Origin of the sequence: Gluconobacter cerinus, assembly GCF_025961355.1 — a bacterium.
GTDB classification, from domain to species: Bacteria; Pseudomonadota; Alphaproteobacteria; order Acetobacterales; family Acetobacteraceae; genus Gluconobacter; species Gluconobacter cerinus.
This window is the reverse complement of sequence record NZ_JAOQNM010000001.1, coordinates 2,402,278-2,428,851: the sequence shown is the minus strand read 5'-3', so window position 1 is coordinate 2,428,851 and position 26,574 is coordinate 2,402,278. Positions and strand designations below refer to the sequence as shown.

37 protein-coding genes and 3 tRNA genes are annotated in these 26,574 nt (G+C 57.0%); 12 read left to right on the top strand and 28 right to left on the bottom strand.

All coding sequences use genetic code 11. The features are described from left to right. From M2305_RS11335 to M2305_RS11245, 19 genes are all read right to left on the bottom strand, one after another. A complete protein-coding gene (locus tag M2305_RS11335; RefSeq protein WP_264649403.1) occupies window positions 1-774 on the bottom strand; it encodes a hypothetical protein in 774 nt (257 codons plus the stop codon). Next, window positions 771-3,086 carry an SGNH/GDSL hydrolase family protein gene (locus tag M2305_RS16310; protein WP_264649402.1) on the bottom strand — a complete coding sequence of 772 codons (2,316 nt, stop codon included), beginning with the start codon at window positions 3,084-3,086 and terminating at the stop codon, window positions 771-773. The genes M2305_RS11335 and M2305_RS16310 overlap by 4 nt, the downstream gene beginning before the upstream one ends. Before the next feature lie 12 nt (window positions 3,087-3,098). Further along, window positions 3,099-4,103, bottom strand: coding sequence for a phage tail tube protein (locus M2305_RS11325; protein WP_264649401.1), 1,005 nt, complete (start codon window positions 4,101-4,103; stop codon window positions 3,099-3,101). A gap of 24 nt (window positions 4,104-4,127) precedes the next feature. Next, entirely contained in the window at window positions 4,128-4,541 is a 414-nt protein-coding gene (locus tag M2305_RS11320; RefSeq protein ID WP_264649400.1) for a hypothetical protein, read from the bottom strand. After that, window positions 4,538-4,813: a hypothetical protein gene (locus M2305_RS11315; RefSeq protein WP_264649399.1), complete on the bottom strand. Its 276-nt coding sequence runs from the start codon at window positions 4,811-4,813 to the stop codon at window positions 4,538-4,540. Before M2305_RS11315 ends, M2305_RS11320 begins: the two co-directional genes overlap by 4 nt. A gap of 53 nt (window positions 4,814-4,866) precedes the next feature. Continuing rightward, on the bottom strand, window positions 4,867-5,517 hold the full coding sequence (locus M2305_RS11310; protein ID WP_264649398.1) for a phage head-tail connector protein: 651 nt from the start codon (window positions 5,515-5,517) through the stop codon (window positions 4,867-4,869). 20 nt (window positions 5,518-5,537) lie between these two features. Then, the gene (locus M2305_RS11305; protein WP_264649397.1) at window positions 5,538-6,755 is read right to left on the bottom strand and encodes a phage major capsid protein; all 1,218 of its coding nucleotides are present in this window, start codon (window positions 6,753-6,755) and stop codon (window positions 5,538-5,540) included. Between the two features lie 65 nt (window positions 6,756-6,820). Beyond that, window positions 6,821-7,639: an HK97 family phage prohead protease gene (locus M2305_RS11300; protein WP_264649396.1), complete on the bottom strand. Its 819-nt coding sequence runs from the start codon at window positions 7,637-7,639 to the stop codon at window positions 6,821-6,823. Beyond that, a complete protein-coding gene (locus M2305_RS11295) occupies window positions 7,632-8,954 on the bottom strand; it encodes a phage portal protein (RefSeq protein WP_264649395.1) in 1,323 nt (440 codons plus the stop codon). The genes M2305_RS11300 and M2305_RS11295 overlap by 8 nt, the downstream gene beginning before the upstream one ends. Next, window positions 8,951-10,687, bottom strand: a complete 1,737-nt coding sequence (locus tag M2305_RS11290) for a terminase large subunit (RefSeq protein WP_264649394.1) — start codon at window positions 10,685-10,687, stop codon at window positions 8,951-8,953. The genes M2305_RS11295 and M2305_RS11290 overlap by 4 nt, the downstream gene beginning before the upstream one ends. A gap of 7 nt (window positions 10,688-10,694) precedes the next feature. Further along, window positions 10,695-10,994, bottom strand: coding sequence for a hypothetical protein (locus tag M2305_RS11285; protein WP_202208726.1), 300 nt, complete (start codon window positions 10,992-10,994; stop codon window positions 10,695-10,697). A gap of 206 nt (window positions 10,995-11,200) precedes the next feature. Next, a complete protein-coding gene (locus tag M2305_RS11280) occupies window positions 11,201-11,518 on the bottom strand; it encodes an HNH endonuclease signature motif containing protein (protein WP_264649393.1) in 318 nt (105 codons plus the stop codon). Between the two features lie 60 nt (window positions 11,519-11,578). Continuing rightward, complete coding sequence (locus M2305_RS11275) at window positions 11,579-12,073, bottom strand: DUF6362 family protein (RefSeq protein ID WP_264649392.1); 495 nt, start codon at window positions 12,071-12,073, stop codon at window positions 11,579-11,581. Further along, entirely contained in the window at window positions 12,070-13,011 is a 942-nt protein-coding gene (locus tag M2305_RS11270) for a hypothetical protein (protein ID WP_264649391.1), read from the bottom strand. The genes M2305_RS11275 and M2305_RS11270 overlap by 4 nt, the downstream gene beginning before the upstream one ends. Window positions 13,012-13,061: 50 nt before the next feature. Next, window positions 13,062-13,343 (bottom strand): hypothetical protein, encoded by a 282-nt coding sequence (locus M2305_RS11265; RefSeq protein WP_264649390.1) that lies wholly within the window; start codon window positions 13,341-13,343, stop codon window positions 13,062-13,064. Further along, on the bottom strand, window positions 13,343-14,887 hold the full coding sequence (locus M2305_RS11260; protein WP_264649389.1) for a DnaB-like helicase C-terminal domain-containing protein: 1,545 nt from the start codon (window positions 14,885-14,887) through the stop codon (window positions 13,343-13,345). The genes M2305_RS11265 and M2305_RS11260 overlap by 1 nt, the downstream gene beginning before the upstream one ends. Beyond that, a complete protein-coding gene (locus M2305_RS11255) occupies window positions 14,884-15,321 on the bottom strand; it encodes a hypothetical protein (RefSeq protein WP_264649388.1) in 438 nt (145 codons plus the stop codon). Before M2305_RS11255 ends, M2305_RS11260 begins: the two co-directional genes overlap by 4 nt. Continuing rightward, window positions 15,314-15,547 (bottom strand): helix-turn-helix domain-containing protein, encoded by a 234-nt coding sequence (locus M2305_RS11250; RefSeq protein ID WP_264649387.1) that lies wholly within the window; start codon window positions 15,545-15,547, stop codon window positions 15,314-15,316. The genes M2305_RS11255 and M2305_RS11250 overlap by 8 nt, the downstream gene beginning before the upstream one ends. Continuing rightward, window positions 15,547-15,990, bottom strand: coding sequence for a hypothetical protein (locus tag M2305_RS11245; protein WP_211501793.1), 444 nt, complete (start codon window positions 15,988-15,990; stop codon window positions 15,547-15,549). The genes M2305_RS11250 and M2305_RS11245 overlap by 1 nt, the downstream gene beginning before the upstream one ends. Before the next feature lie 86 nt (window positions 15,991-16,076). Here M2305_RS11245 and M2305_RS11240 point away from each other — a divergent pair, with 86 nt between their 5' ends. Further along, window positions 16,077-16,592 carry a hypothetical protein gene (locus tag M2305_RS11240; protein ID WP_264649386.1) on the top strand — a complete coding sequence of 172 codons (516 nt, stop codon included), beginning with the start codon at window positions 16,077-16,079 and terminating at the stop codon, window positions 16,590-16,592. 180 nt (window positions 16,593-16,772) lie between these two features. On the opposite strand, the gene M2305_RS11235 is transcribed toward M2305_RS11240, so the two are convergent. Further along, window positions 16,773-16,967 (bottom strand): hypothetical protein, encoded by a 195-nt coding sequence (locus M2305_RS11235; RefSeq protein WP_264649385.1) that lies wholly within the window; start codon window positions 16,965-16,967, stop codon window positions 16,773-16,775. After that, window positions 16,964-17,179: a helix-turn-helix domain-containing protein gene (locus M2305_RS11230; RefSeq protein ID WP_264649384.1), complete on the bottom strand. Its 216-nt coding sequence runs from the start codon at window positions 17,177-17,179 to the stop codon at window positions 16,964-16,966. Before M2305_RS11230 ends, M2305_RS11235 begins: the two co-directional genes overlap by 4 nt. A gap of 84 nt (window positions 17,180-17,263) precedes the next feature. Here M2305_RS11230 and M2305_RS11225 point away from each other — a divergent pair, with 84 nt between their 5' ends. From M2305_RS11225 to M2305_RS11180, 10 genes are all read left to right on the top strand, one after another. Then, window positions 17,264-17,536, top strand: a complete 273-nt coding sequence (locus M2305_RS11225) for a helix-turn-helix domain-containing protein (RefSeq protein ID WP_264649383.1) — start codon at window positions 17,264-17,266, stop codon at window positions 17,534-17,536. Between the two features lies 1 nt (window position 17,537). Then, on the top strand, window positions 17,538-17,825 hold the full coding sequence (locus M2305_RS11220) for a hypothetical protein (protein WP_264649382.1): 288 nt from the start codon (window positions 17,538-17,540) through the stop codon (window positions 17,823-17,825). Window positions 17,826-17,987: 162 nt separating this feature from the next. Then, the gene (locus tag M2305_RS11215; RefSeq protein ID WP_264649381.1) at window positions 17,988-18,401 is read left to right on the top strand and encodes a hypothetical protein; all 414 of its coding nucleotides are present in this window, start codon (window positions 17,988-17,990) and stop codon (window positions 18,399-18,401) included. Then, the gene (locus tag M2305_RS11210; RefSeq protein WP_264649380.1) at window positions 18,398-18,607 is read left to right on the top strand and encodes a helix-turn-helix transcriptional regulator; all 210 of its coding nucleotides are present in this window, start codon (window positions 18,398-18,400) and stop codon (window positions 18,605-18,607) included. The genes M2305_RS11215 and M2305_RS11210 overlap by 4 nt, the downstream gene beginning before the upstream one ends. After that, window positions 18,604-18,831 carry a hypothetical protein gene (locus M2305_RS11205; protein ID WP_264649379.1) on the top strand — a complete coding sequence of 76 codons (228 nt, stop codon included), beginning with the start codon at window positions 18,604-18,606 and terminating at the stop codon, window positions 18,829-18,831. Before M2305_RS11210 ends, M2305_RS11205 begins: the two co-directional genes overlap by 4 nt. Next, window positions 18,828-19,514, top strand: coding sequence for a hypothetical protein (locus M2305_RS11200; protein WP_264649378.1), 687 nt, complete (start codon window positions 18,828-18,830; stop codon window positions 19,512-19,514). Before M2305_RS11205 ends, M2305_RS11200 begins: the two co-directional genes overlap by 4 nt. Continuing rightward, on the top strand, window positions 19,511-19,999 hold the full coding sequence (locus M2305_RS11195; RefSeq protein WP_264649377.1) for a hypothetical protein: 489 nt from the start codon (window positions 19,511-19,513) through the stop codon (window positions 19,997-19,999). The genes M2305_RS11200 and M2305_RS11195 overlap by 4 nt, the downstream gene beginning before the upstream one ends. After that, window positions 19,999-20,232 (top strand): hypothetical protein, encoded by a 234-nt coding sequence (locus M2305_RS11190; protein WP_264649376.1) that lies wholly within the window; start codon window positions 19,999-20,001, stop codon window positions 20,230-20,232. The genes M2305_RS11195 and M2305_RS11190 overlap by 1 nt, the downstream gene beginning before the upstream one ends. After that, complete coding sequence (locus tag M2305_RS11185; protein ID WP_203547545.1) at window positions 20,229-20,561, top strand: DNA-binding protein; 333 nt, start codon at window positions 20,229-20,231, stop codon at window positions 20,559-20,561. Before M2305_RS11190 ends, M2305_RS11185 begins: the two co-directional genes overlap by 4 nt. Then, window positions 20,494-21,681, top strand: coding sequence for a site-specific integrase (locus M2305_RS11180; RefSeq protein WP_264649375.1), 1,188 nt, complete (start codon window positions 20,494-20,496; stop codon window positions 21,679-21,681). Before M2305_RS11185 ends, M2305_RS11180 begins: the two co-directional genes overlap by 68 nt. A gap of 80 nt (window positions 21,682-21,761) precedes the next feature. Here the strand turns inward: M2305_RS11180 and M2305_RS11175 are convergent. The 3 genes from M2305_RS11175 to gpt all read right to left on the bottom strand — a co-directional run bounded on the left by M2305_RS11175 (window position 21,762) and on the right by gpt (window position 22,501). Continuing rightward, a tRNA-Arg gene (locus M2305_RS11175) sits at window positions 21,762-21,838 on the bottom strand. 20 nt (window positions 21,839-21,858) lie between these two features. Further along, window positions 21,859-21,935: transfer RNA gene (locus tag M2305_RS11170), tRNA-Pro, on the bottom strand. A gap of 50 nt (window positions 21,936-21,985) precedes the next feature. Further along, entirely contained in the window at window positions 21,986-22,501 is a 516-nt protein-coding gene (gene gpt, locus M2305_RS11165; protein ID WP_086633629.1) for a xanthine phosphoribosyltransferase, read from the bottom strand. A 61-nt stretch (window positions 22,502-22,562) separates the two neighbouring features. Between gpt and M2305_RS11160 the strand changes: the two genes are divergently transcribed. Next, window positions 22,563-23,789, top strand: coding sequence for an MFS transporter (locus M2305_RS11160; protein WP_064273089.1), 1,227 nt, complete (start codon window positions 22,563-22,565; stop codon window positions 23,787-23,789). 130 nt (window positions 23,790-23,919) lie between these two features. Here the strand turns inward: M2305_RS11160 and M2305_RS11155 are convergent. The 4 genes from M2305_RS11155 to ispH all read right to left on the bottom strand — a co-directional run bounded on the left by M2305_RS11155 (window position 23,920) and on the right by ispH (window position 26,507). After that, window positions 23,920-23,995: transfer RNA gene (locus tag M2305_RS11155), tRNA-Asn, on the bottom strand. Window positions 23,996-24,103: 108 nt separating this feature from the next. Further along, window positions 24,104-24,556 (bottom strand): ribonuclease HI, encoded by a 453-nt coding sequence (gene rnhA, locus M2305_RS11150; protein ID WP_046901356.1) that lies wholly within the window; start codon window positions 24,554-24,556, stop codon window positions 24,104-24,106. Further along, window positions 24,549-25,499 carry a homoserine kinase gene (locus M2305_RS11145; protein WP_264649374.1) on the bottom strand — a complete coding sequence of 317 codons (951 nt, stop codon included), beginning with the start codon at window positions 25,497-25,499 and terminating at the stop codon, window positions 24,549-24,551. The genes rnhA and M2305_RS11145 overlap by 8 nt, the downstream gene beginning before the upstream one ends. 6 nt (window positions 25,500-25,505) lie before the next feature. Beyond that, window positions 25,506-26,507, bottom strand: coding sequence for a 4-hydroxy-3-methylbut-2-enyl diphosphate reductase (gene ispH, locus M2305_RS11140; RefSeq protein ID WP_046901354.1), 1,002 nt, complete (start codon window positions 26,505-26,507; stop codon window positions 25,506-25,508). Window positions 26,508-26,574: the final 67 nt, after the last annotated feature.

The following is a 26,574-nucleotide window of genomic DNA, read 5'->3' as shown; positions in this document are numbered from 1 at the left end:
TCAGACGGTAATCGCCTCGGCTGCCAGGTCAGCACGGATCAGCGTGGCCATGGCGTCCACTTCCGCATCAGACAGCGTCATGTTCCACAGGAAGCTCCGCTTGATCTGGATGGGCTGTTTTGTTCCGAACAGGGGGAGATAATCAGCGCCAAGCATGACGGTTGGGGTTTCCCCATCCTTGGCGTACATCGTGCCAGACCAGTTCTGAACCTGTTGTGTGCCGGCCGTCAGCGCCTGAATTATCGCCGTAATTCCGCTTCCGCCAGACGAACTGATCCGTGCGGCGTACAATCCCCAAGTTTGCGCCTGCGCATCCGTCAGCGATGCGCCCCCAAACTGAGTCGACATGGCGTCGTTCACCTCGTTGGCGACGTATAGATAGGCGTAATTTCTTCCTAAGCCGAACGACAAGCCAGCCCAGGCCGCCTTGCTGGCTGAGTTATAAAAGGTTGCGCCCATGACACCGATATTGCCATCTCCATCCATCGGCGCGTTTGGCAAACGGGCAACGAAGAGCAGAGTCATGTCAGCGCTCTGGGCAACAGGCGTCTGAATGGCCACAGGCGTCGGCAGACTGCGCCCCAGGGTCACTTCCCCATCAGACGCTGCTGGAACCGACAGAAAAGGAGCGGCAGGAACGCCGCTTTCTGCCAGGTTATCGAGCGGGGACGAGAACCGGCTGGCATAAACAGGCTGCTGGCTGGTCGGGAAAATATAGCCAAGCCGGCCGCTGGCCGTCTGACCTGCAATCGTGTGCGTCTGAACGTAGCTCACTGATCAAGATCCTGTGCAATAAAAGCGTTGATATCGCGGCCTGCAAGGGATGCCAGCGTGCGCCCACCCGACGGAAACGGGTGGATGGTGTCCCCATGCCAGACCAGAGCATCGAAGTTTCCGGCAGCATTGACCGAGAGCGGGAGCCCGTTCAGGAACGGCGTCAGAAGCGTGATGTTCGGATGCTGGCCAGCCGGGAAATACTGCCAGAACCAGTCCATATCCCCGACCTTGGCCTCGGAAATGATCCAGACGTGTTTGACACCGGCAGCGAGAACAGCGGAGGCAATCGCCCGGACATTCTGAAGCGTTGCGGCCTTGTCTTTACCGTGGCTGAAATCGTTGATCCCCAGCCAGATGGTCGCCAGGTTGTATCCGCCCTTTTTCAGTTCAGTGATGAGACCCGGCTGCGTGTTGGGAATGAAGTCTGTTGTCTGCGAACCGGAAACAGCAAGGTTGAACACCTCCAGCGGCTGATCCAGATAATCCCCGATCATGCTTGGCCAGTTCTGGCAGTCTGCGTTGATGTAGCCCGCCGTGCGGCTGTCCCCAATGCAGAACAGGCGCGGCTTGACCTGCGGCGTGTAATTCCAGCGCAGCGCGGCCGATCGGTTCGCGCGCTGAATGTCGGTCGTTGTGGCTGCACGTTTCGCCAGGACCACACCCGTCAGAACGCCATTACAGGCATTTCCCAGACCGGAAGAGCCAAGCGTAAAGCCTGTCAGCGTCTTGGACAGCACCCCGGCAGGGACTGTCAGAGGCGCGGAGGCTTCGCCCACCCACGTTGAAACCGACGTTCCCCCGGCCGCGCTGATCCCCACCATGGATGGATTGCACAGCTGATACTGGCTGCCCTGAACGTAGGACGTGCCATCATAGACGCCGAGCTTCCCATCTTCATTAATGCCGCTGATGGTCGAAATGGACCCGACCGTCAGAAGCTGAATGCGCTCATCTGATGCAGCGTTCGTTCCGGCCCATCGGCCAAACGCCAGGGCCGTGAATGTGCCGGACGCAAGAGACACCGCAGTATTCTTCAAAGACCGTGCAGCCGAAGCGCCAGACGTATCAAAGGAGATGGCCGTAAAGCCGTTGACCGTGACCACACCGATTTTCGGGGCTGATCCGTAAGAGCCCGTCAGCTGATGCCCGTTTCCAGACTGGTCATACAGCGTGGTGATTTCGGCCGTTGTCCCGCTGTCACGCGCGATCAGCGCACGGGAGAGAATGCCGGCGTCATGTTTGCCGCCTGCGACAATCGGCACCGTCGTGACAACCGAAGCGCCCCCGGCTGTCGTGGTGACATCGAAGGCTGGCCCCGTAAAGCCAGCAACAACCGCATCCACGCCCCAGGCACCGGCAAGGTCGGTTCCGAACACATCCCCAGGGCAGGCAGGTGCAACGTCAGGTGTCAGATCCCAGACCGCGCCGCCCGCACCATTGCGCAGGCAGGTGTAATGCCGCCCACGGAACTGCCAGCGGTCATTCGCAACGTACCCGACGCGCGCATCATCGAGATGTCCAGGCGCACGGCATGTGACGTTCGCTGCAACAGGCCCACGCGTATCTGCAACAATGCCAGGGAATGCGAGAGTGGAGCGGTTATCCACCACGCCCCCGGTTTGATCGAGGGTCAGGACACCCGAACCCGGCAGCGAGGACGTGACAATCTCAGAGGGGCCGATCAGGGCAGACGTGCCTGGAAACTGGGGGGAGCCGTCTGCGAGAATGCCCGCGATGATTCCGCCGAGATCATCCAGCCAGGCAATGGACCACCGCGATGACCCCGGAGTGCGGATTGTGCTCTGGCCCGCAGCGACCGAGGACAGGCCCGTCAGGGTCTGCGCGACGGCAGCCCAGCCCGCACGGGCGAAATACTGCCACTGTCCGCTGGTGAACCATGCCGCATCCCCGGCCGTCCACGCCGCGTGCCCATCCAGATCCGTCGTGCCGGCACTGGAGACGATATAAAGGTCGCCTTCTGCGCCCTGGCCGCTGGTCAGGGACGGACTGTTTCGGGCGGCATCCCAATAGCCGCGCCAGTTGAGAGGCGCATTTCCCTTGAGTGCATCTGTCAGCAGGACTTTGGCGGAATTTCCGTCAACCGTCAGTCCTGCCAGCGTATTCAGGGCCGCCTCAGAAGACGCTATGGCTTCCTGAGCCACGCCGCGAAGCCCGGCAACATCTGAAAAGCTGGAAACATATTCGCCATCGAGCTTGTAAGCCTGCGCGACACCCCCAACAATCCGCACGAAGAGGATGGCGTCTCCCGCCTGAAGCCGCTCTTCTGGCAACGTGGATATTTCAACCACGGTCAATCACTCCTACGGCCTCAGAGCCGTTCCATTAAATGTCACTGGCGCGCCTGAAACACTGATGTTTCTGATCGGGTCAGTGTGTCGGGACAGGGCAAAAGTTCCGCCGCCTGGCAGCGGATTTCCCTCGATGTCGAAGGTGGCAAGAATTGAGGTATTGCGGCCGCCCGCGTTGATTCTGGGGTTCTGAAGCGTCGCGTTCAGGAACGAAAACACATAGGCATTTCCATTGCCGTCATTGACGCTGATCACCACAGGACCAGAGAGCCCGCGCTGATAGCGGCGATACAGGTCAAAGCTCCTGAAGAAGATCTGGACGCTGCCTGTTGCCGTTAAATCGTCAGGCTTCTGACCGCAGGGACCAGCTTTACCCAGGCCATATTCAGGCGTGGATCCATCGCGCCCCAGTGTGAGACTGAAGCTGCGCACGGCTCCGTCCACTGGCATTCCGTCGATCAGAAGGCCGTCAAAGTTTCCCGCCGTATCGAGAACAGCCCCCACCGGCGCTTCCAGCCGCAATGTGGCTGGATCCTGCGTCACGTAGGTCTGTTCCGCACAGGTGAAATCAAACGCGACCTGCGCGTAAGATCCCTGCGACAGGGTCAGCTGGACTTTGGTGCAGACACATCCGTAACGGACGATCCAGCCCGCGCCATACCGCGCACAGAGCGTCCAGGAGCGGACCTGTCTGTCATTCAGCATGCTGCCGTTCTGAGGGGTTGAGCCGAGAATGGCAGCGAACAGCCTGTCATATCCCCCGATTGAGAACGCGCCTGTCAGGGTTCCTGAAATTGAGATCTGCGACGTGAAAGCCGGACAGACTTCACCGCGTCCCATGATTTCTGGTGGACGGATCCGCTGACTCTGTTCCCGGAGGGTTTCGTTTGTAAAACGGAGCTGCTGGAACGCTCCGCCGGAATATTGTCCGTAATCCAGCTCCAGAGCCAGCGACAGCTCAACGTCGTTGGACTGGACGCCGGCATGAACGCCCGCCGTCTGTCCCGTGTATGCCATATCTGACCTCTGGATCTGAAAGCGTTACAGGACGCGGTCCTGGTATCGGTAATCGACCATCAGCGAGAACCGGAACCAGTTGCCTTTGTCGTCAGCGTTGGGGGGATCAAACCCCTGGCCGTCGTAATAAAGACCGATCGGCAGCGGAGAGACCGGAACACGGAAGGCCACAGAAAGCGCCTTGCGCAGGGTGATGGCATCCCGCGAGCCACTGAGACGCGGAACCATCAGATGCAGCCAGACTTGCCCTGTTTCCTCATCGACGATTTCACCTAGCCCAAGACGATCGGCAGATGCGCTGGCAATTTCGAAATAGACCCATGGCTGGATATGGTCTTCCCGATCCTGATCAAAGATATCCAGGACTTCCAGACCAAGAGGTGCAGCCGCGGCCTTTGCGCGTGCGAAAGCATCGTCGAAGACGACAGGACTGGTCATGTTCCACCCGATGCGAAGAGTTTCCAGCCGCAGATTGCAGAGCCGTCATAAACGGCCGTTGCATCTGTCAGCGTGTAGGTACGACCGCCATCCATGAGACGATCGCCGTTCTTAGGTCTCCCGAACTGGACAGAGGCCAGTTCATCGTTCGTGATTTCCGCCACAAACGGCATGACCGACACACCGGCTTCCAGTGCAGCCGTAGCCGGCGGCGCGGAATAGGCAATCAGACCCACAGTCATGCCATGACTACCGCCCTGGGACAGGGTCATGCTCCGCCCCTTATGCCGGATCTGACGACGGCGGCGATCTGTCTGATAGCCCATCACGAAAACCCCGATGGCAGATAACGCGAGAGGAATGCTGCAGCATCAGGGGGCAGACCACCTGACGATACATCCGGCGTCGCCCAGGACGTGGAACCTACCCCCTGCTCGCTTTCCGACTTTAAAAGCGGGTCACGGTCTTTCGCGCTGTAGAACGAGCGTGCCGCAGTCAGGACAGCCTGCCGAATATCAGGCGGCATGGTGACCGGAAGCGGCTGATCGTCTGCGCCTTTCATGCCCGGCACGGTCCAGCCTGCCCGGTAAGACACAGAATAACGTCCAGGCCACCACCACGGACCGACTGGAGGATACAGGATCCCGCAAAGAGGATCGAAATCCCATCCCTCAGTTGGAGCTGGCAGCGACTGTCCGTCCAGAAAGACCTCTGCGACAGACAGGACTGGATGGACGCCCAGAATAAGGGACAGTTGCCTGTCCCCATGCTGGATCCGAATACGATCAGTCCAGTCAGCCACCGTAATCTGGCGACCAATATAACTCTGTACAGCGGATGACGCTGCCAGGAGCATATTGGTCAGAGCGCTGTCCTGAGATGTGTCACTGTCTGCGATGGATAACGCCGCCTTGAAATCAGACAGCGCTATGAATGGCAGCGGATCCGCTGCTCCATCCGTCTGGAGTGTCGTCATGATCGTCTCCAGTCGCCAGATCAGCCGCCAGCAGGTGCTGCTGTCAGATCAGAAAAACTGCCGTTAATCAGGGCTTCCGGACGATAGATGGCCAGCGCAAGACGCTCTTCGGCCAGAACCGTGACCATGTTCTTGACGAAGTTGTCCCGGTCTTCCGTGGAAATCGTCACTGTTGCGTCTTCACGATCAAAGATCTGCGCCGCAAGACGGAACGCACCAGTCATGAACTTGCCCTGCCCCATGGCAAGGCTTTCCGCGACCGGAAGCCCCCAGAGAACGGCGCCGTTCAGACCGAGAGGATTGGCAAACACATACCGAAGCTGCGCGTCCTTCGTCAGCGTGATGCTGGCCCAATCCGTCGGGTTCAGGATGTGACCTGTGGCAGGGTATTCGGCCAGAGTGGTCTGAAGCATGGCCAGACGCAGACGATCAATCATCGTCTCATTCTTCACCAAGACACCCGCTGGCTGCTTGTAGGCAGTCGAAGACGCCATTAGCCCCTTGATGCTGACACCCGAACCGTCACCATTCAGGAGGGCATCGTCTTCCTTGAAGGCGAGACCGTACCGCAGCCGCCCATCAATATAGCTCTGAAGCATCGGAGCATCAGCCAGAATCTGCTTGGAGGCCATGACCCAGTGAGCAACCGTCCGGATCGGAAGATTTAGCAGAGCAAATGCGATGTCGGACTGAGGTTTCGGTGCGGAAGGATTTTCCGCTACGAAGCCCGCATTATTCGTAAAGCCGGTTTCCTGAACATAGTCGATCGAACCGGATGAGGTATTCCCAGGCATCAACAGGTCACGAATGACAAGCTGACGGTTCGGAACCTGGATGATCTGGGGCTGACGATCCGCAACGACCAGACCTGTCGTTCCAGAAGCACCAGTCGAGCTAGCAGACGTGATATTCTTCACTTCGATCTGGACAGTCCCCTTCCAGTTCGAAGACCGCGCCATTGCGGCTTTGACTTCATCGGACTGGACGAAGCGCTGTCCGATGGAAAGAACCTGCTCGCCTTCATTCCCACGGCCCCGAGAGCCTTTCTGCTCCAGGTCTGTCAGGCGCGCTGCCAGAACGTTCATCTCGGTCAGCGCCTTATCAGCGCTAGCCTTGGTCTCCTTAGTGACCTCCCCGAGGTTTTTCAGTTCAGTCTTGGCCGTCTCGGCAAAGGATTTGACCTGTTCAGTGGCCTTCGTAAGATCAGAAACAGCCTGCTTGTATTCGTTCTCGTTCATCGATTTTGCCCATAAAAAAGGCACCCGAAGGTGCCTTGCATTGGAGAGTGGTCGGTTGGTTCTGGTCAGAGACCAGCAGCCCCGGTTAGATCCGGAAGCGAAAAGCCAGCCAGAGACGGAGACGACATCCCCAGCCCCGACAGCGTGTCCAGCACTCGCCGGAAATCATCCGAGAACGGTGCTTTCTTCGTCAGTGCCAGCGGCGCTCCCGTCAGCGCTTCATGCGCTTCCTGAAGATGCTGAAGCATGGCGTCGCATTCTTCCTGCCTTGGCGGATGACCGCCTTTCAGGCTGGCCTGATGCAACCCGATGGCAGCAGCGATTGATGCCGTGGCCTTGTCCGGGATCATGGCCGTTTTCAGTCCCCACCGTTCAAAGCGGCGCTTCATGTCCGTGACCCGAGACGCGGCGTTGGATGGGTCATCCACCAGACTCACCTCATGAAGGTTGACCCGGTTGATCTGGCGAGAGGCACCGCTGCCCTGGGCAGCCTTGACGGCCCCGCCTTGGGGAACACTGAAGCCAATAGACAGGCCGCCAAGCGCACCATCTTTGACCAGACCGTGCAGACGCTTGCCGTAATCGGTGTCCATGCCGGAGAGCTTGCCTTTGAGGTGCAGCCCCTTGCTGTCTTCGGACGCATCGGTCCAGACGCCAGCAGGCAGACCATCACCACCGAAAAGCCCGTGCATGACGTGCATGGCGATGGTGCGACCCTGCACCTTGCGTTCGGCCAGTGTCTGACTGAATGCGCCCGGCATGACGATATCGCCATGGGAATCAACATTCCCAAAGACGCTGCCGTACCCCTCGAATGTCCCCGGCTCACCCGAAGAGGCAAATTTGACCTCGAATGGGGCGGCGAGGAAATCACCATCAAACATCTGGATCTCCTGTTGTGCCGGACGCGGCCGGATCTAGTGACGGCTGACCACCCGGAACGGGCTTCAGCGTAGGCTGAATGGCGCTTTTTCCGACGTCGGTCAGCGGGATCATCTGCGCCTGAACGGTCAGAACATCACCACCTGGCATCGGAGCCATTTCTTCCTTTTCGCGGACCTCATTAGCCGTAAACCAACCGTTCTGCCGTCCGGCAATGTAGAACGCCGTTCTGCCAGCCGTATCAGCCCGCAGCAGGGCATCGACATTGTGCTTGGCAAAGTAGGTCAGGCGATCACCTGGACTAAGAAGACAGCGGGAGATGGCCTGTTCGATCCGGACCAACCAAGGCATCAGGCCATATTGCAGAAACCAGAGGTTCATCTGCTCCAGGCCAGATCCCCAGGCCGTCGATTTCTCCATGCTGCCGATCATGACTGGCTGGACGCCAAACCACCGACAAATGGTCTGAACGTTGAAGGCACGCGTCTGAAGCAACTGCGCATCTTCCGGGTCTAGACCGATATTTTCAACGCTCCAGCCACCTTCAAGAAGGGGCGTTTTCCCGGCATTAATCGCTCCCGCATAGTCCTGCAGGGACGCCTTTGCCATACGGCGCTGCTCGTCGGTCAGATAGGCTGGAGCCTTGATGTATGTCTGGGTCAGAAGCCCATTTCGGTAAGTTTTACCGGCAGTTTCTTCTGCGGCCATGGCAGACCCGAGGCTCTGCCGGCCTACGGTAATAGGCGACAGACCCATCAGACCATCGAACGAAAACCCCTTGATGTGAAAGACCTGGTCTTCCGCGAGCGTCAGATATTGCTGTTGCCAGGCGTAAGTGTAGATCAGACCGCCCGTTTCTGGATCGCGACGGACTGTTATCCGATCAGGTCGTAAGGGGTTCAGGGCAATGATCTGTCCTGCCACATTTCGCTGGATCTGGGCAAAGCAGTTTCCCCAGGCCAACAGACTGGCAATCATGCAGCCCCAGAATTCCACACCCGTCATATCTGCATTGGGTTTATCGTACAGGATCGAGAACAAGGGATGCGATCTGGCCGCATTGGACGTGTTTTCTGTCTCACGTTGGTAGAGCTTGAGAGGAAGCGACGCGATGGTTTCCGACAGAAGCCGGATACAGGCCCAGACCGTGTCCAGCTGGATGGCACTGTCGACCGTGACCAGCTGACCGGAGTGACTGGGACCACCCGCCATGAAAGCGCCCAGCCGCAGATCTGTCAGGCTGACACCTGTGACAGACAGCGCCATGGCGTTGGCTGCCTTGGTCAGCAGACCAGTGAAGGCTGTTCGCAGTGTCATGCGCTGAGCATTCCGCCTTTCAGGAAGTCATCAATACGCCCCCCTTCGGGAGGGCTGGGATTTTTGGACATGAGCGTCACGGCGTTCAGAAGCGCCATGAGGGGGTCAATTTTGAGATAACCGGCAGCCTGTTTTGTAATGATCTGGGCATTGCCGCGAGGCTCGATTTTGGCATTGCTGATGGCCCAGCCCATGATCGGACGAGCGCCATGCACCAGCGTGCCGTCCGCCAGCTTTCGTTCTGCTGTCTTGATAGAGCCAGACAATGTCCAGCCCTGGGAAACACCCACGACACGCGGGGCTTCAATTCCACGAACCGCCAGGGCATCCACGATAGAGCCCACACCCATCGGATCGAGACCGACCAGGGCAAGCTTGCCGGATAGATCCACCGTTTCCAGCACATCCGCCAACTGCTCGATGTCATCGCCAGGCGTGCTGACGATAACCAGATCGCCCTGAGCTTCAAAATCCTTGAGCTGGGAGGCTTCACGCTTCCGAAGCTCAAGAATGCCCTCAAAGACCCAGTTTTTCCCCCAGTGCAGCCACTGCTGTGTCACGCGGTCACGCCCCACGACGCCGAGCGAGAGAAGATCATCCAGACCGCCGCCATCGATGCCGGCCGCGATAACGTCTGACCGGTCAATGAGAGCAGCGAGCGTCAGATCGGGATCACCTGCCCCTTGCCAGAAATCGGCACCGACCCAGCGGTCACTCCGGAGCGCTAGGCCGATTTCCACATTCAGATGCTGCGATGCCCACCGGGCCAGTTCCTGAATGCCCTTTGACCGGGCATTTTCGTATTCTTCCTGAAGCCGCTTGACCGTGATAGAGCGGCCCGCGTTGGGCAGAACCATCCCCCAAAGATCAACATGCTCCCATGGGGCCTGTTCGCCCGGAAGCTTCGCAGGCTGCTGGATCTTGTCCGGAAACTCGTAAAGTACCGGCAGGATACCATTGCCAACCGGAATCAGCGTTCCATCGTCTGCCTCACGATGGGATTTTCCATCACGGATGGCCCTCGCCTGGAGCAGGTCTTCACGAAACACACCGCGCGGCGGCTTGTCGCTTTGCGTGGTGATAATTGCCAGAAATGCTTCCGGCTGGCTGATCATGCCACCCCGGATCTGACCCATGACGCTTTCGGCGTCCGACTTCAGGGCAATGATGTGTTCTTCGTCGACCAGCACGCCGGCAGGCTTCACGCCTGTCATGACGTCTGGGCTGAACGCCTTGACCCGCAGGGTTGCCCCGGTAGGCCGGAACGTCAGGCACTTGATATGATCCTGAATGTGAAACCGACGCTGGAGACCCCTGTCCGCACGGACCATGCCGGACGCCTGTTTGAAGGCGAGATCCGCAATGTCTTTCGTTGGCGCGACAATCAGAAACTCGGCATTCGGTCGCTTATTGAGCATGACCGCCGTCATCATCAGGCCCGCGCCGTTCGTCGTCTTCGAGTTCTTCTTGGGAACCAGAAGGAACAACTCACGGATCCGGCGCTCATTCGTGGCTGGATCCAGAGACCCAAGCAGGAGCGAGACGATATCGCGGAACCAGTCGCCCGCAGCCTCACCAAAAGTCGGTTGGCCGATGACGTCCGGGATCCTCAACTTGTCGAAGATCGTGACAGCTTTCGCGGCAAGCTCGGGATTGATGGGTTGAACGTCAGGGAGCAGTGACTGGCCAGCGCGGATCCGCTGTTCCCAGTCAGGCCTGCTCAGGTTCAGCATGACGGTTCTAGTTCCTCATAGGCGCGCTAGGCACGACCCCCGACCAGTCATCGCCGGAAGAGGCCATATCGCCGAAGTCGCCCTGATCATCACGACGAGGGGCTGGCTTTGCATGAATGAAGGGGCCTGCCTTATCGGCTGCCATGGCACGCATTTCATACGGCGCATTAGGATCACGCAGGATAGCCAGCCAAAAATCGAGAGGCTTCAAAGTGCTGCTGTCAGCAATTATCGGTCCTGCCCAATCCTCAGTGGTCTGCGTCTTCTTTTTCCGGCCAGCACCGGGGCGTGCTCCACCGCGTGCCATGGTCCCTTCCCCTTTGATTTCTTTGATTGTTTTCAAACATAGGCAAAAAATCTGCGCGTGAGCCTGACGCGGTTGTCGTGCCCGAGGGGGCTGAACTTTCGACCCGCCCCCACCCCTCGGAGGCACCGGCACTCGGCCTGACCTCGATTTCATACGAAAACTGGCGGTTTTCAGCCATTTTCAGAGGGTTTTCGATCCTCTCATGATCAGTCCGGACGCATCCGGTTGCGATCTGCCCTTGCCTTGGCCGTCTTCCTGCTGTGGCAGGAGCCGCAGAGCAGGACGATATTGGCAGGATCGAGGGTAGCACCGCCGTCCTTCAGCTCATGTCGGTGATCCCCGAAGATCCGACAGTCCGATCGCCCGCAGTCCTGACAGACGCGACCACGCTCTTTCAGAAGCCGGCTCATCAGCTGGCGCCATGGACGAGACAAATAAAAAGCCTCTGCCCGTTTCGGGAGAGGCTTGGCGATGCGGGTATCAACCGTCTGAAGGCTTGATCCAACGCACTTGAGACGTGGCATTTCAACCTCCCGAGCAGGCATAAAAAAAGACGTGAACCCTTCCGGATGCACGCCTCGCAACTATGACGTTGAAAATTGCGCATTTTGGTCCAAACGGTCAACCGGAATTTGTCCGGTTCGTATTTTTTCTGCAATCAGGCAGCAGGCCGTCAGGTAGCGGCGTTGCGCTGTATTGCGTCCAATGCCGAGTTTTCTGCCGATTTTCTCCCATGACAGCAGGTGTTTCCCTGAGATCGGATGCACACGCATGTAAAGCTGCACGACAAGCCGTAACTCGCGATTCTCATTCCGCTCGCCAAGGAACGTTAGCCAGGAGAACACGAGGTCCATTCTCGACACGTCATCCGGCGTTGGCCGTGGTGGCAGGATGTCACTGTCACGCGTCCATTCCAGATCCTCTTCATCTGGAACAATGTCAGGCCAAAAGCCACGAGCCCCAGAAGGACGCAGACCGTGGGCAGGCAGCGCAGCAAGTGTCAGAGCGGCCTCATCCATCCATTCAGCAACCTGTTTCGGAACGTCATGCGACAGGTCCATGCGATGCCGACGCTTCATGCTGCCACCTGCCCCATGAAATCAGCCAATTCCGGACGACGCAGGCCTGTTTCGCCACAGGCACGACGCTGGTTGTAGTCTGCCATAGCCTCTTCCCAGGCACGCTCACCCTTGAGCTGGTCCAATGTCTTTGGTTCTTCCGGCACATCGCCACGAGCAATCGCCTGCGTGACGGCCTTGTGGAAATACCCGAAGCTGATGCCGTTGCCCTTGGCCCGTTCACGCGCCGAGACTTCGCGAACCACGAACAGGACCAGCCGCTCAATCTCCGCTTCCGTCAGTCCCTTGGCCAGACCATCCGCACACCACTGCCGGGCAATGCCATAATTTCCCATGTCGCGCGCCGGATCGAGATCAGCCGCCTCATAGGCCTTGGGTCCAATGCGATTGAATGCTGCATCAAGCTTAAGCTTATCTTCTGAAGAAGATTTAAAGCTAAGCTTAGCTTCCGCGCGCGTACGTGTAGGGTGGGTTTTTTCTAGGTTTTCCTGCGCCACGTCTTTGCCTCCTGAAATCGGCAGCATGATGCTGCTCTGACGATTGTCCTGAACCTTTCCTTTCTTGGCTTTTCCCGTCGGTCTTCCGCCTTTTCTTCCGTTCTCACGGGATGCGATCTGGCGAGCCGTCGCCCCAAGATCAGACGGCAGACTGATGGTTTTCGCCTGCTGATCCCAGGTTATCAGTTGGGTTTCCGCGTAGGTTTTCAGGTAGGTTTCGATTAGGTTTTCGTCGCAGAAAACCTTGGTGCGGGCGAGCGCAGACAATGCACCAGGGAACGACACGTTCAGGACGCCGTCCGGGCAGTTCAGGATCAAATAGGTGCAGAGCCGCACCCATGACAGAACCATCACGGCATCAAGGGCATTCAGCGCAAGGTTCTCGACCTGCATCAGGGCGATCTTTGCGAGCTGCGTGCGATGTGTTGCGCTGATCTTCACGTCAGAAACTCCTGAACCCGCAGCAAGGGCGGGATAAAAAACCTAGAAACTCAGTAGGATTTGAGACGGAAACCGGAACCGACCGGCTCCATGACGTCGCACTGGACCAACTCACCGACAGCCAGTCGGACGACATCCGTGTCCGTGGCCAGGTAGCGGGCATAATCTTCGACAGAGACGCCTGTACGACCAGGCGCACGAACAGCCGGGACAACATCCCCGACGTCCGTGCTGCCAAGCCACAAAGCGCGCGCCGCCAGCGACAGAAGCGGCCAGCGACGATCGGACATTACCGACCGCGCATGCTTTCCAGGACGCTGGCGACTGCTCATCAGGCGTCTGCCAGTTCACGGCCCCATGCGGGGCTGCGCGGATCTTCACTTTCGTCACGGAACCAGGTGGTCTCATCATCGAACAGCATCCGGCAGCGGCCTTCCGGGCCGTGACGGTTCTTGACGATATGCACGTCACCCCTGCCCCGCGCCTTATCCAGGCGATCATTGAACTCCTGACAGCGCAGACTGAACTGCTCAGGACTTTCCCGATCACGCCGCGTCAGCTCACCGGATGAGGCCTCTTTCTTGAGATAATAGTGCTCGCGATGAATAAGGCCGATGACATCAGCATCCTGCTCCAGAGCGCCGGTATCCCGGAGATCCTGCATCTGCGGACGCTTGTTTTCGCGCTTCTCTGATTCACGGTTGAGCTGCGCCAGGACAATGACCGGCACATCCAGTTCCTTGGCCAGAACCTTCAGCTCATTGCTGATTTCGGTCATTTCTTCGTACCGCAGGCGACCACGCACACGAGGCGATCCGCGCATCAGCTGGACATAATCCAGCACGATCGCATCGAGACCTTTCTTGGAGCGCTTCATACGCCGCGCACGTGACCGCAACATCGCAACCGACAAGCCCCCGCGCGTGTCTGTTTCCAGAGCCAGATGATAAGCCGCGTCACAGGCACGATTGAGCGCGGCCCACTGCCAGTCTTCCAGCGGTGGCTGCTCGCCCGTCATGGCTTCCTCAGGAACATCCCAACGACGCCCTGAAAAGACCGATCGCAGGTTCAACCCACTCTTGGCCGCACCACCGCGCGCGCCGAGCTGGTCAGCCGTCATCTCACCCGACCAGAACAGGACCCGGGCACCGTTGGACGCGATCCGGAGCCCGATGCCCAACCCGAGGGAGGTCTTGCCCATGGCAGGCCGCGCGCCGAGGACGTACATATTCCCGCCGACAAGACCGTTCGTCAGACGATCCAGCGACTTGTATCCCCACGACAGACCTGCAAGCGCAGAGCCGCGCGCAACGGCTTCTTTTGCTTTCGTGACGGCCGTGCAAAGGGCCTCATGGAAGGTGACGTTCGGTTGGGTTTCCGTATTGCCCGAAGCCAGCTGCATCAGGGCCGCTTCATGCCCTTCAAGGATCTCTTCTGCCTTCTGGTCTTCCGGTTTGCAGCAGGCATCAGATGTCTGCTGACAAAGCGCCATCAGGTCACGACGCATCGCCGTTTCACGGATTTCCCGCGCGTAGTCATAAGCAAGCCGGTCACTGACATAAGCGGTGGCCAGCTTGCTGATATAGACCTTGGGATCGACCTCGCCCCAGAGATCGAGATCAGGATGCTCGAAATGGCGGATGATCGTGAAAGGATCGACGGTTCGCCCTTCATTGTAAATCATCAGAGCCTTTTCATAGATCACGCCATTCAGGCGATCATAGAAATGCTCTGGCCGCAGGATTTCCTCCACGGCTTCCATGGTCTTCTTGGAGTGCATGAGAACAGAGCCAAGAAGTGCACATTCACAGGACGTGTTGTTCGGAACCGACCGCATGGCCCCGCCAAACAGACCCGGATTAAAGTCACCACTCATGCCGCAGCACTCCGGACAGCGCGTCTGCGGTACCGCGTCAGGCGCGCATAACCGACAGCCTTCACAAGGGCATCGGACGCACGACGGCTGTCATTCAGATAATTGGAAACACTGCCAATCGGCAGCTTATGGCGGGCACAGAAGGTTGTCAGAGACCCGGCTTCGCGGATCTGTTTTTTCACTTCTGTAAAAAAATCCATTCCGTTGATCAGCGGCGCATGAATGCCGCCACGCAGACGGCGATAGCGCACCAGACGATCAAAACCCGCGCCGGACAGAAATTCCGGGGATGGGTTACGCTCGGAATGAAGGACGGCAGAAACGGTCGTGTGCGCCACACCGATTTTCGCGGCGTAACGGCTCTGATTGCCAGCGGCGGCGATATCTTTTTTCAATTCTGTAAAAAACTGGAAGGGATCAAGCAACTCAGACACGGGCGACCTCCAGTCCAGCACCGACCGGAAGCGCAGCCCGTGAAACGCGACGACGCACGGAAGTCGATTTACGACGGCGCGGGAGATCCAGCCGGACGATCATGCTGGTAACGCTACGCGGTGAAATTCCAACGTACTCTGCGATTGCACGCACCGACGAACCACCCGCATGCAAGCGACGAACAGCAGGAGCAAGCCGGTCATAATCCAAAGAAGGACGAGTCATTAACGCGGCCCTCCTTTTGCGTGCCCCTGGACGACGTGCAAGGCATGAGCGACGACACGCTGCAGATCAATCAGATCCGCGATCAGGTCATGCGCCTCATCCACCGTCACAATACCGTCCGCCAGCACACGCACCGTTGTCGCCATTGTGGACCCGGATTTGATCGCGACACTTTCCATGATCTCGGCAACGTCGCCTTTTCCAAGATGGATCGGGGCGATGGAGTAACCTTCCGCCTGCGCCATTGCAGACAGGATCAGCGGCGCTTGCGCGAACTCATCCAGGACGATCGCCACATCCACCGGAACAACGGCCGGGTAATTGCGGCTCTGATATTCGGAGAGCTGTGATCGGCCCACGCGAGCGATTGATGCCGCGGCGTCCAGGCTTCCGACTTCGCGGATCGCAGCCTGCGTAGCGGTCTTGATTGCCAGAACGCTCATGCCACACCGCCAATCTTGACAGAGGTCTCGCGTCCCAGACCGTTATTGCCCATCATGGAACTGCGAAGGCTCAGTGAAGGTGAAACATGGGACAAAGCGAAGACTGGCATCTGCCCGCAAAACTTGACCGCGAAATGCAATTTCGTCTGCTGCGCTCCTTGGCAGATGCTTATCCGCAACGTTGTAATCAGCCTCCTCCTGAATATGCCACGCAGCCTAAGACTGTTCTGGCGAACCTCCTGTATTTGGACGAGCACGGACTCTGCATCGCCCACATTCAGGAGTGGATGGGTGAAAATGGTATGGGCTGGGGCTATCCCATCATCACTGCCAAGGGACTTGATTTTCTGGCTGATGACGGAGGGCTTCACGCAATTCTTTCGGTTATTACCGTAAGATTTGACGCCGCTACCCTGCGTCAACTCATTAACAAGAAAATTGATGACCTGGACGAGCCTGAAGAAACAAAGTCGGTTCTCAAGGAACATCTTAAAGCCCTCCCCGAAGCGGCCCTGAAGGCTGGAACAACGGATCTTGTGGCGACTGGTCTTGAACACCTTCCAAATGCACTGCACTGGCTTCAAAGACTTGTCGGCCTTTGATCTGAGCAATCTGGTTTAGATGTAAGACAATCAGTTCTTCACCAACGGCGATCTGCAATCGGATCGTTGTTCCCCTGACAGGCTTGGCAAATATTATGCGTAGGGATGATTCATCGGTGAGCGGACCGCCAAGAGGCTCGAACCACACTTCATCACACGGAGCAGGAAGCACATGACGGTTCATACTGAACCTCCGCTTCGACCAATAGTGTGAATCACCTCTAGAACATGCCGGAGATCATCCGCGGATGACGAGGAATTGCCGCTCCATTTACGTGCCATCATTAAGAAGTCATTCTTTTCTGTATTCCGGACACCATCCGGATGACGGGCGCGCGGACGCAGTTTACGGATGACGGCATGGATGATTTTCATGCTGCTTTCTCCGGAATTTTGAGAAAAATATCTGGCCTGATTTGCTCGGGGCGCATGCCAGAAACCACGCAAAATGCCGCTATATTTCGAATTGAGACACGTCGTTTGCCAATCCGCCAAAGGCGAACTGTTTCCGCAGATACGCCCACTTTTTCTGCCAACGCTCTGGCGGACATTTTTTCCTGCGTCAGGAAGGCATCAATCAGGTTCATGACGGAATGATCCAACATAACGTTGGATTTGTCCAGTGCAAATTGTTCCGTGATTCTGCGACGCCATGCCTGCAAAATGCCTCGATGGCACAGCAGATCAAAATCTCAGCATCCAGCATCAGATCTGCCTTCTCGGCACGTTTAAGCATGCTTAGAGAAGCATTCGGTCGCGAGATCGGCCGCCCTGGACTTACCCGCAAAGAGTTCGCTGAACTGCTCGGTTTAGAAGCTGAACGATACTCAACTTATGAGCGCGGCACTCGCGAGCCACCCTTAAGCGTACTGGCTCAAATCCACTTAATTACAGGCGTCAATCTCAACGGACTGATTGCCGGAGATATTGATAAGGCGGCTTAAGATGTCTGACACAAGTCTTTATGGCATTGTATTTGATCGTCAGGAGAAGACGCTTGAAGTGGGCCTCTGGGAAGACATTAAAACTTTGGAGGATTTTTCTTCAAGCGATCCATTTGGCAAAGCTTTTAGCACCGACGAAACTGCCGCCATTAAGAAAATGTTTTCTGTATTCATTCAACTAATTGTCTCTTATGGTTTTGATCCAAGAGACGTTCACAGGGCATTTATGGTGGTACCCTCATATAATTCGTCTCAGAAGATTGAGGCTAACTCATTCTCTTTCTCCTAAGCACTCGCAAACCTCGCAATTTACTCATTGAACTGAGATGCGAGCTCTCGTTTATTAGTTCAATGAGAACATAACAAGAACAATATCCAACATTATGTTGTTTACAAATCCAACGTTATGTTGGATTAATCTCTTCATCGCCCCACGCGACGGAGAGAACACATGTCGTCCAGACACCCACTCCTGCAGCACACACGAACCCAGAGCGGCTTTGACCGCTTCCTGCAGGACAGCATTGAACCAGACGTCCACGATCAGGCACGGAGCCTACAGGACCGTCTGACCGGAACGCGCAATCTTGCAGCCCGCAACGCCAGACTTGGCGACGAGCGCATGGCCCAGATCTGGGAGCGCTGCGCCGACGATTTTGCCGCTGGCTTGTCCCGTCTTTTGACGTTGAACCTTCTACCCGAAAGCGTTCCTGATTTCCCGGAGCCAGCCGCAGGGGATTGCCGCCCAGTAACGGTCGTTCCGATCGTTGAGATCGACGCAGCTCGACTTGCTGCTCATTGCTGGAAGCAGGTTCAGTGTCTGCGGGGCATCACCATGGGCGCACCTCTCCGGAGGCACCCATGAGCGAGAATATGTCGAACCTCATCAACGAGATCGAGGCAGCAAAAATCCTGAATCTCAGTCGTAGAACTCTTCAGACCATGAGGCAGGAAGGAACAGGGCCGGCCTTTATCAAATTAAGTGAACGCAGGCTTGCTTACGAGAAATCTGAAATTGAGAGATGGATCAGCTCTCGCCGCGTCACTTGCACAAAGGAAAATGCGGGATGACCCAAGCACCGAAGCCACGTTTCGGGATCTGCGACGCAAAGGGCGTGATCGTCAGCCGCTTTCACTCGCAATTTATGGCCAGCAAGCATGCGTTGTCCTGGGCGGCCCAGAAAGGTTCATCCGTAGCAATCAAGCAACGTGGAACCATCATCGCCTGGGCCCGTCCGTTCGGACCCGGTGAAGCACGCCTGGACGAAGGCCACACACCGGAGCTGGCGTTATGAAAGGCATTCATGTCGAAGGCCGCGCCTTGGCTTTCGTCTCCTACGGCGTCGATAGCAGGTGTGTGCGTGAAAATTTGCGCGGCATCCGCGTGGAATATCACGGCGGCCGTGCCGTCTGCGTCGCCACTGATGGCGCGATGATGCTTTACGCCCGGTCCAGCTTTCTGTGTGATCCGGCCTTTGAGGCCTTCACACTGGACTGGTCGAAGACTGCACGTCTGATCCACATTTGCCGGGAATGGGACGTTCGCTCTGTTTCATTTGAGGCTGATCCGGCTCTGGATCGCGCACCTGGGACACGTTGGTTTGTCTGGGAAGCGTTAGACCGTACCGGCACATCTATGGAGCGAGGTTTTGTCTCTGCCCTTCCAGCCGAACGTGAGTTTCCAAACTGGCGCGACGTATTGGCAGAAAAGGCACGCGCCGAGGTCTGCCCATGGTTGGAAATTCCAACAAAGCAGCTCGCCAGAGCCTCACATGCCGTTCGTTCATACACGAAAGAAGGTAACTTCCCGGTTCGTCTAACCGCCCAGCCAGCCGGCCTTCCTGCCGTTCTAGAAATACCGCTTTGTCCGGATGCGGGCGGCGTCATTATGCCTAATCGGGGACGCGATCCGGGCTCTGAACATTCATTCGTCATTCCGGAATGGGCAATGCCAGCCATGGAAGGAGACACGAAATGACCAAGAACACGGAACAAAACGCATTCCGATCGCGTGATGCACAGGAAGATGCCCTGACCTATCATCTTGGAGGATTACAGGCCGAACATAACTTTCGGTTGCTTGCGCGGGCAATGATCCAAGAAGCCGAAGCCCGAGGCGCGGCGGCACAGAGAGCCCGAGATTCCAAGGAGTGCGATGCTAAATGTGGCCTTATATTAGAAGGTCCAAAAGGACGATTTCGGATAGTAAACTTTGACGGAACCCCTCTGAATGATCTTGGGATAGATAAATATCAACCTCTTTACTTGCGGCCATTCAATATTGACTATTTGAAAGAGGAAATTTCTCGGCTTACCAAATTACTTGAAACTTCTGAAGAATACTCGAAGGCAGTAAAAAAGGAGAGTTTGGAGCATGAGGATAAGCGTTTAAAAGCGTTGACGGATGCCACCGATGAACTGAAGAAGACTCGCCTCTGCTTCATGCTTGGAGGAGAGGCGTAATGGTCCCGCTCAACATCGAAGGATCTGACGTTGTTCTGCGCGGCGGCCGTGATGGTGTGCGAGATCTCTTTGCGCGTCGGGTTGATAACTGCCTCGTGACGCGGTGGGAGCCAACGCCAGACGAGCTGAAAATGCTTAACAATGGCGGATCGGTGGAATTGCGGGTCTGGGGAACGCACTCACATCCACCTGTAATGCTTCAAACAGCCGAGCATGCAGGAGACCCGGCATGATTGAGCCGCGTTTCCTTACCCGTGAACAAGCCGCGGCTTATGTCGGAATTGGCATCACCACGTTCAATCAGGAAGTTTCACTTGGCGTCTGGCCACCCCCACGGATCCGTGGCGGCAAAGGCGGCCGCTTGACGTGGGACCGCAAACTGCTGGACCTCTACGCGGATCGGGATTCAGGAATTGGAGTGGTGGCGCCGGCTGCAACCAGCGCCACCGTTCCTGCGAAGCCCGGCTTTTCATCACCTCTTGCGGAGAATATGAGTGCCACGCTCACGCAGAACAGGGCTGAACGTCGTGCGCAAGACACGCGCCGACGGCAGCATCATTGAGTATTTTTACGACCGACAGACTCGGAAATTTCTGGGCCACAACAGAGAGGCAGCGCTTGCCTCTTTGGAAAACCTGTCGCCATTGCAGGCGGCCGGACTTAATCCGGGTACCATTGGCGCATTGATTATCGATTATCTTGAATCGGAAGCCTACCGGAGCCTGTCGCCACGAACGCGCAACCTGTACCGGAACTACCTGGACAAGATGCGCGAGGATTGGGGTCTGCACCCTGCCCGTGCCATCACAAGACAAGATGTCCTGGCAATCCGGGAAAGATTGAGCGCAACGCCGCGCAAGGCCGATCAGGTTCTTTCTCTTCTCCAGATGCTTCTCGGCCGTGCGAAGGATGCGGGGATCATTGACGCAAACGTGGCTGAACGATTCAAACGGCAGCACACGACGAAGCGTAGCGAGATCTGGAGCTATGAGATGGAAGATGCGTTCCTGGAACGCGCGCGCCCGTCTCTTCAGCTGGCATACCTGCTCCTGCTTTATACCGTGCAGAGACCAGGCGACGTGCTGACCATGGATGACAGCCGCATCTCGATCCGCAGCGGCCGTATGTTCATCGCACTGCGCCAAGAAAAAACCGGCGCACTGATTGACGTTCCAGTACATGCGCGCCTGGAGCCGCACATTAAGAAGCGCTTGGAAGATATTGAAGCTGAACGTTCTTCTGAAAGCGTCATTGCCGTCCGAATCGGTCCAGCTACGCAGAAGCTTCTTGTCCCTAGCCCGACCGGAAAAGTCTGGGCACCGCGAAATTTTGCCCGCGCTTGGGATGCCGTCATGAAGCGGCTTGCCTACGCTTACGCGCGTCAGCTGCTGAAAGGTGGCGCGACACGAGAACAGGTTAAGGATGAACTTGCCGCGAATCACCGGCAGCGTCGTGATCTGAGAAGGACGGGAATTGTTCGCCTGGCAGAAGCTGGAGCAACGACGCCACAAATTGCTGCCATATCTGGACATGCAATCGATTACTGCCAGCGCATCATCGACACGTATCTGCCGAGACGGACGGAAGTAGCTGTCGCAGGAATGGAAGTTTGGGAGCGCCATCAGATGCGCGAGACGTCTAAGATTGTTTCGATTGCTGCTACGCGCGGCCGGCTGATGTGAACGGTTTGAGAACCTACCCATAGCCATTGCAAACCATCTGCAAACTTTTGCAAACCTAGCAGGGCGAAAGTGGCGCTAAATGGCGCGCCCTGCTGGATTCGAACCAGCGACCCACAGCTTAGAAGGCTGTTGCTCTATCCAACTGAGCTAAGGGCGCAGTAAAGAAACCTCAAAGACTGGTCGGGGCGCCCGGACTCGAACCGGGGGCCTCCTGTACCCAAAACAGGCGCGCTACCAGGCTGCGCCACGCCCCGAACCGAGGCGGAACTTAGGTGGTATAAGTTCCGGACGCAATAGGGTTTTTTCAATCTTTTTCATTTCTTACGAGCGGAGGCACAAAAAGTGGTGCCGTATCCCACGGAAACAGCACCCAGGTGTCCTGAGCGACTTCCGTGACATAGTGATCGGTCAGCGGTTTTCCGTCCGGCTTGGCATACAGGCAGGCAAAAACAGCCTTGGGCAGCATTTCACGCACAAACTGAGCCGTAATGCCGGAATCAACCAGATCATCGACGATCAGGAAGCCTTCACCGTCACCTGCGGCGGTTGGTGCTTTCACAACCTTAGGCTGGTGCTGCGTACCTTCTTCACCAGCGTAGCTGATAACAGAAACGCTTTCGATCAGGCGGCAGCCCATTTCACGGCCAAGAATAGCTGCGGGGATCAGGCCACCACGCGTAATCGCAACGATACCGCGGAACGGACCGTGCTTTTCCATGAGCGTCGCAGCAAGAGTACGGGCGTCACGATGGAGCTGGTCCCAGGTGACGGTTGCGTACGTTACGGGTTTGGGTGTGGATGTAGCATTCATGTCTCTCATCTGCCTTCCGGCTCGGAATTTTGCAATAAACTTGCACGCCGGAAGTGACTAATGTGCCTGAATGATTGAACCAGCATTACGGGCCCTTCCCGGCCTCGGCCCACTGATTATCAGCCGAATCTGTTCCCAGCTTTCTGCTACGACGCTGACAATTGCCATCGGCTGGCAGATGTATGCTCTGACCCATAGCGTATCATCGCTGGGCTATCTGGGCCTTGCACAGTTTCTACCGATGGTTCCCCTGACATTCATCTCCGGACACGTCGCGGATCGTTTTAATCGTCGTAGCGTGGTGCTGATCTGCCAAATTCTGGAAGTGCTCAGCACGGGTGCCCTTGCCGCCATCGCAGCTATGCATTGCCTGACCCCGGCCTACGTGTACGCTTTTGCAGCGTTCTACGGCACGTTACGCAGCTTCGAGATGCCGTGCCAGCAGGCGTTTCTTCCAGCGATTGTCCCCCCTCAGCTTCTGCCCAGAGCGCAGGCCCTGATGTCTTCGCTGTTCATGACGGCATCCATTGTGGGACCCAGCCTGGGCGGCCTTCTCTACGGGCTCGGATCAGTCATCTGCTACAGCCTTGCAACGCTTGGATTCGCATTGGCGTTTCTAGGAACGCTGGCTCTGAAATTGCGCCATAAGGTCGCATCAAAAGAACCTGTAACGTTCGCCTCTGTATTTGCGGGTCTTGGTTTTCTAAACAGACGCCGCGACCTTCTTGGTGCAATTTCCCTGGATCTGTTTGCCGTTCTTCTTGGCGGCGCCACTGCCATGCTCCCAGTCTATGCGGATAGCGTTCTCCATGTGGGACCAATAGGGCTAGGCTTTCTGCGCGCAGCCCCCGCCCTCGGAGCGCTCTTTACATCGGCCTGGCTGTCTCGCCATCCACTTGGGGGCCGTGCTGGAATTACGATGTTTGTTTCCGTGATTGTTTTTGGAATCGCGACCATTGTGTTCGGCGCTTCGCACATCACATGGATATCAGTCGTCGCCCTGATGGTTCTAGGAGCAGCAGACGTCATCAGTGTTGTCGTCCGGTCTTCACTCATTCAACTGGCTACACCAGACGCCATGCGCGGAAGGGTCTCTGCTGTAAATTCGCTGTTCATCGGCTCCAGCAACCAGCTGGGCGAATTTGAGAGCGGAATGCTGGGAACAGCCATCGGGCCAGAAGCAGCTGTTATCGCAGGCGGCGTAGGAACAATTCTTGTCGCGGCAACATGGATTCGTCTTTTTCCCAGCCTGTGGGCACTGGATCGCCTGGAAGACGTCAGACCAGAAGAACTCTGAGCAGATCCCACGAACTCATCACCGGAACGGCATCGAGCTTCCGGTGATGGTCAATCAGTACAGTAGATATGAAAAAAGCCCCGTAAGGGGCTTTTCACTGTACCGAACCAATTCTTTCAAGAAGAAAGAGTGGCTCCCGAAGTAGGACTCGAACCTACGACCCAGCGATTAACAGTCGCTTGCTCTACCAACTGAGCTATTCGGGACCGGTGAGGAGGTATTTAGTCCAACCGCCGGGGTCGGTAAAGCCCCTTTTTTCATATTTCTGCATTTTTCTGAACTTTCTTCAGTAACCCGCAGAAAACATGACTTTTTCAGAGCTCTTCCCGCCCCCGGGTTGCCAATACATCCACACGTTCATTGTTCACATCACCAGAATGTCCCCTCACCCAGAGCCATTCGATTTCATGAGGTTTGGCCGCATCGAGAATGCGCTGCCACAGATCCATGTTGGCAACAGGATCACCAGCTGAATTACGCCAGTTCCGCCGTACCCAACCACTGTGCCACCGCGTGATACCGTTCCGAAGGTATTCACTGTCTGTATGCAAAGTGACCCGACACGGCCGCTTCAGAGCTTCCAGAGCTTCAGCCGCAGCCGTCAGTTCCATGCGGTTATTGGTCGTCTCCGGATGGCCGCCCCATAGCTCCTTCTCCTTGCCCTTAAAGCAAAGCAGTGCTCCCCAGCCTCCTGGGCCGGGATTGGGCTTGCAACCACCATCCGTCCAGATTTCGACCGGAAGCTGATCCGCGCTCGCATCAGACATGGGCGACACCTGAGAAATGTCGGAGACGCCCCAGATAGGCCAGTGGGTCCTTGCGGGTCACCAATGCGTCAGCCGGAGTATTGATCCAGTCGTAGAGGCGCGTCAGCAGAAACCGGATTGAAGCCCCCTGACATAGAACTGGCAAAGCTTCCTTTTCAGCCACCTCTAAATTGCGGACGCTTTCGTAACCTTCGATCATGGCGTGAGCGAAAGCCGGTTCGAAAACCTTCTCATCGCGAAAACACCAAGCGTTCAGACAGATCGCCAGATCGTAAGCAAACAGGTCCGTGCAAGCGAAATAGAAATCGATCAGCCCAGAGACCTGGTCGCCCTGAAAGAAGACATTATCGGGAAAGAGGTCTGCATGGATCTGCCCACGAGGCAAACTGCCCGCAGCAGGCCAAGACTTTTCAATCCATGACAGCGCCTCAGACAGTTCCTGCGTGAGACCCGGCAGCAGGTCATCCCCACTGCCCTGACAGCTCTCAAGGAGTGGGCGCCAGGCTTCCACAGACAGCCCATTAGGGCGTTCCGCTGTATAGTCCTGCCCCAGCTTATGGAATGTCGCAAGAACCTGTCCCAGTGCATGACAGGCAGATGCCGTAATCTGAGGGACAGCTTGCCCCGGAAGGAACGTGGTGATCGCCGCAGGCCGATCTGCCAATACCCTGAGAGCGATCCCGTCTTTTGCCTGTACGGGTTGCGGGCAATTCATGCCCTTCCCCGACAGATGCTGCATCAGCCCCAGAAACCATGGAAGGTCAGACGCTTTGACCCGCCGCTCAAAGAGCGTGAGGATGAACTTCCCTTCCGTGGTCTGGAGGAGGAAGTTGCTGTTTTCGACGCCTTCGGCAATGCCCTGGAAAGAAACCAGGGCACCGATGTCATATGTGCCAAGAAACGCTTCAAGCGCCTCGGCCGCCAGTTCAGTATAGACGGCCATGAAGACTCAGTTGTCCTCACCAGCAAGCGGACCTGGAAGACGGAAATTGATGTTTTCCTCCTTCATGATTCGCTCTTCGATCTTCAGCGTGTACTTCGCAGCAAGCGCCGTCACCATTTCCTGCACCAGGCTTTCCGGAGCAGACGCCCCCGCACTGATGCCCAGCGTTTCAACGCCTTCCAGCACAGACCAGTCCAGATTTTCCAGCTTCGGCACCAACAGTGCACGGCGGGCACCAGAACGCTCGGCTACTTCCCGCAGACGCTGCGAATTGGAAGAGTTCGGCGAACCGATCACGATCACCAGATCGCTTTCCGGCGCAATGGCCTTCACAGCTTCCTGACGATTGGTCGTCGCGTAGCAGATGTCTTCGCGCTTCGGGCCTTCAATCAGCGGGAAGCGAGTCCGCAGAATATCGACGATCTCAGCCGTATCATCCACGGACAGCGTCGTCTGCGTGATGAAGGCCAGCTTCGCCGGATCCTTTGGCTGGATCGTACGGGCTTCTTCAGCATCGTTGATGAGCGTGACAGCGCCTGGCGGAAGCTGGCCCATTGTGCCCACTACTTCCGGATGGCCGGCATGACCGATCATCAGAATATGGAGCTGCTCTGGGCCACCACCTGCAAAATGGCGCTCTGCTTCACGGTGCACCTTGGAAACCAGCGGGCACGTTGCATCTAGGTACAGCAGATTGCGGCGCTGCGCTTCGGCTGGAACTGACTTCGGCACGCCATGCGCTGAGAAAACGACATGCCCGTCGGGCGGCACTTCGTCGAGTTCCTCAACGAAAATGGCGCCCTTGGCCTCCAGTCCTTCAACCACAGTACGGTTATGGACGATTTCGTGACGCACATAGACGGGCGCGCCATAACGGCGCAGCGCTTCTTCAACGACACGGATGGCACGATCCACACCGGCGCAGAAGCCGCGAGGCCCGGCCAGCAGGACGCGGAGCGTCTTCTGGTGTGCAGCACCTTCAGGTGCAAGAGTTGTCTGATCTGACATGGTGTTCCCCAAGCGGGCGGAGTTCGATATGTAGGACCAGTATCGACCGGATTGACGCATGTCGCAA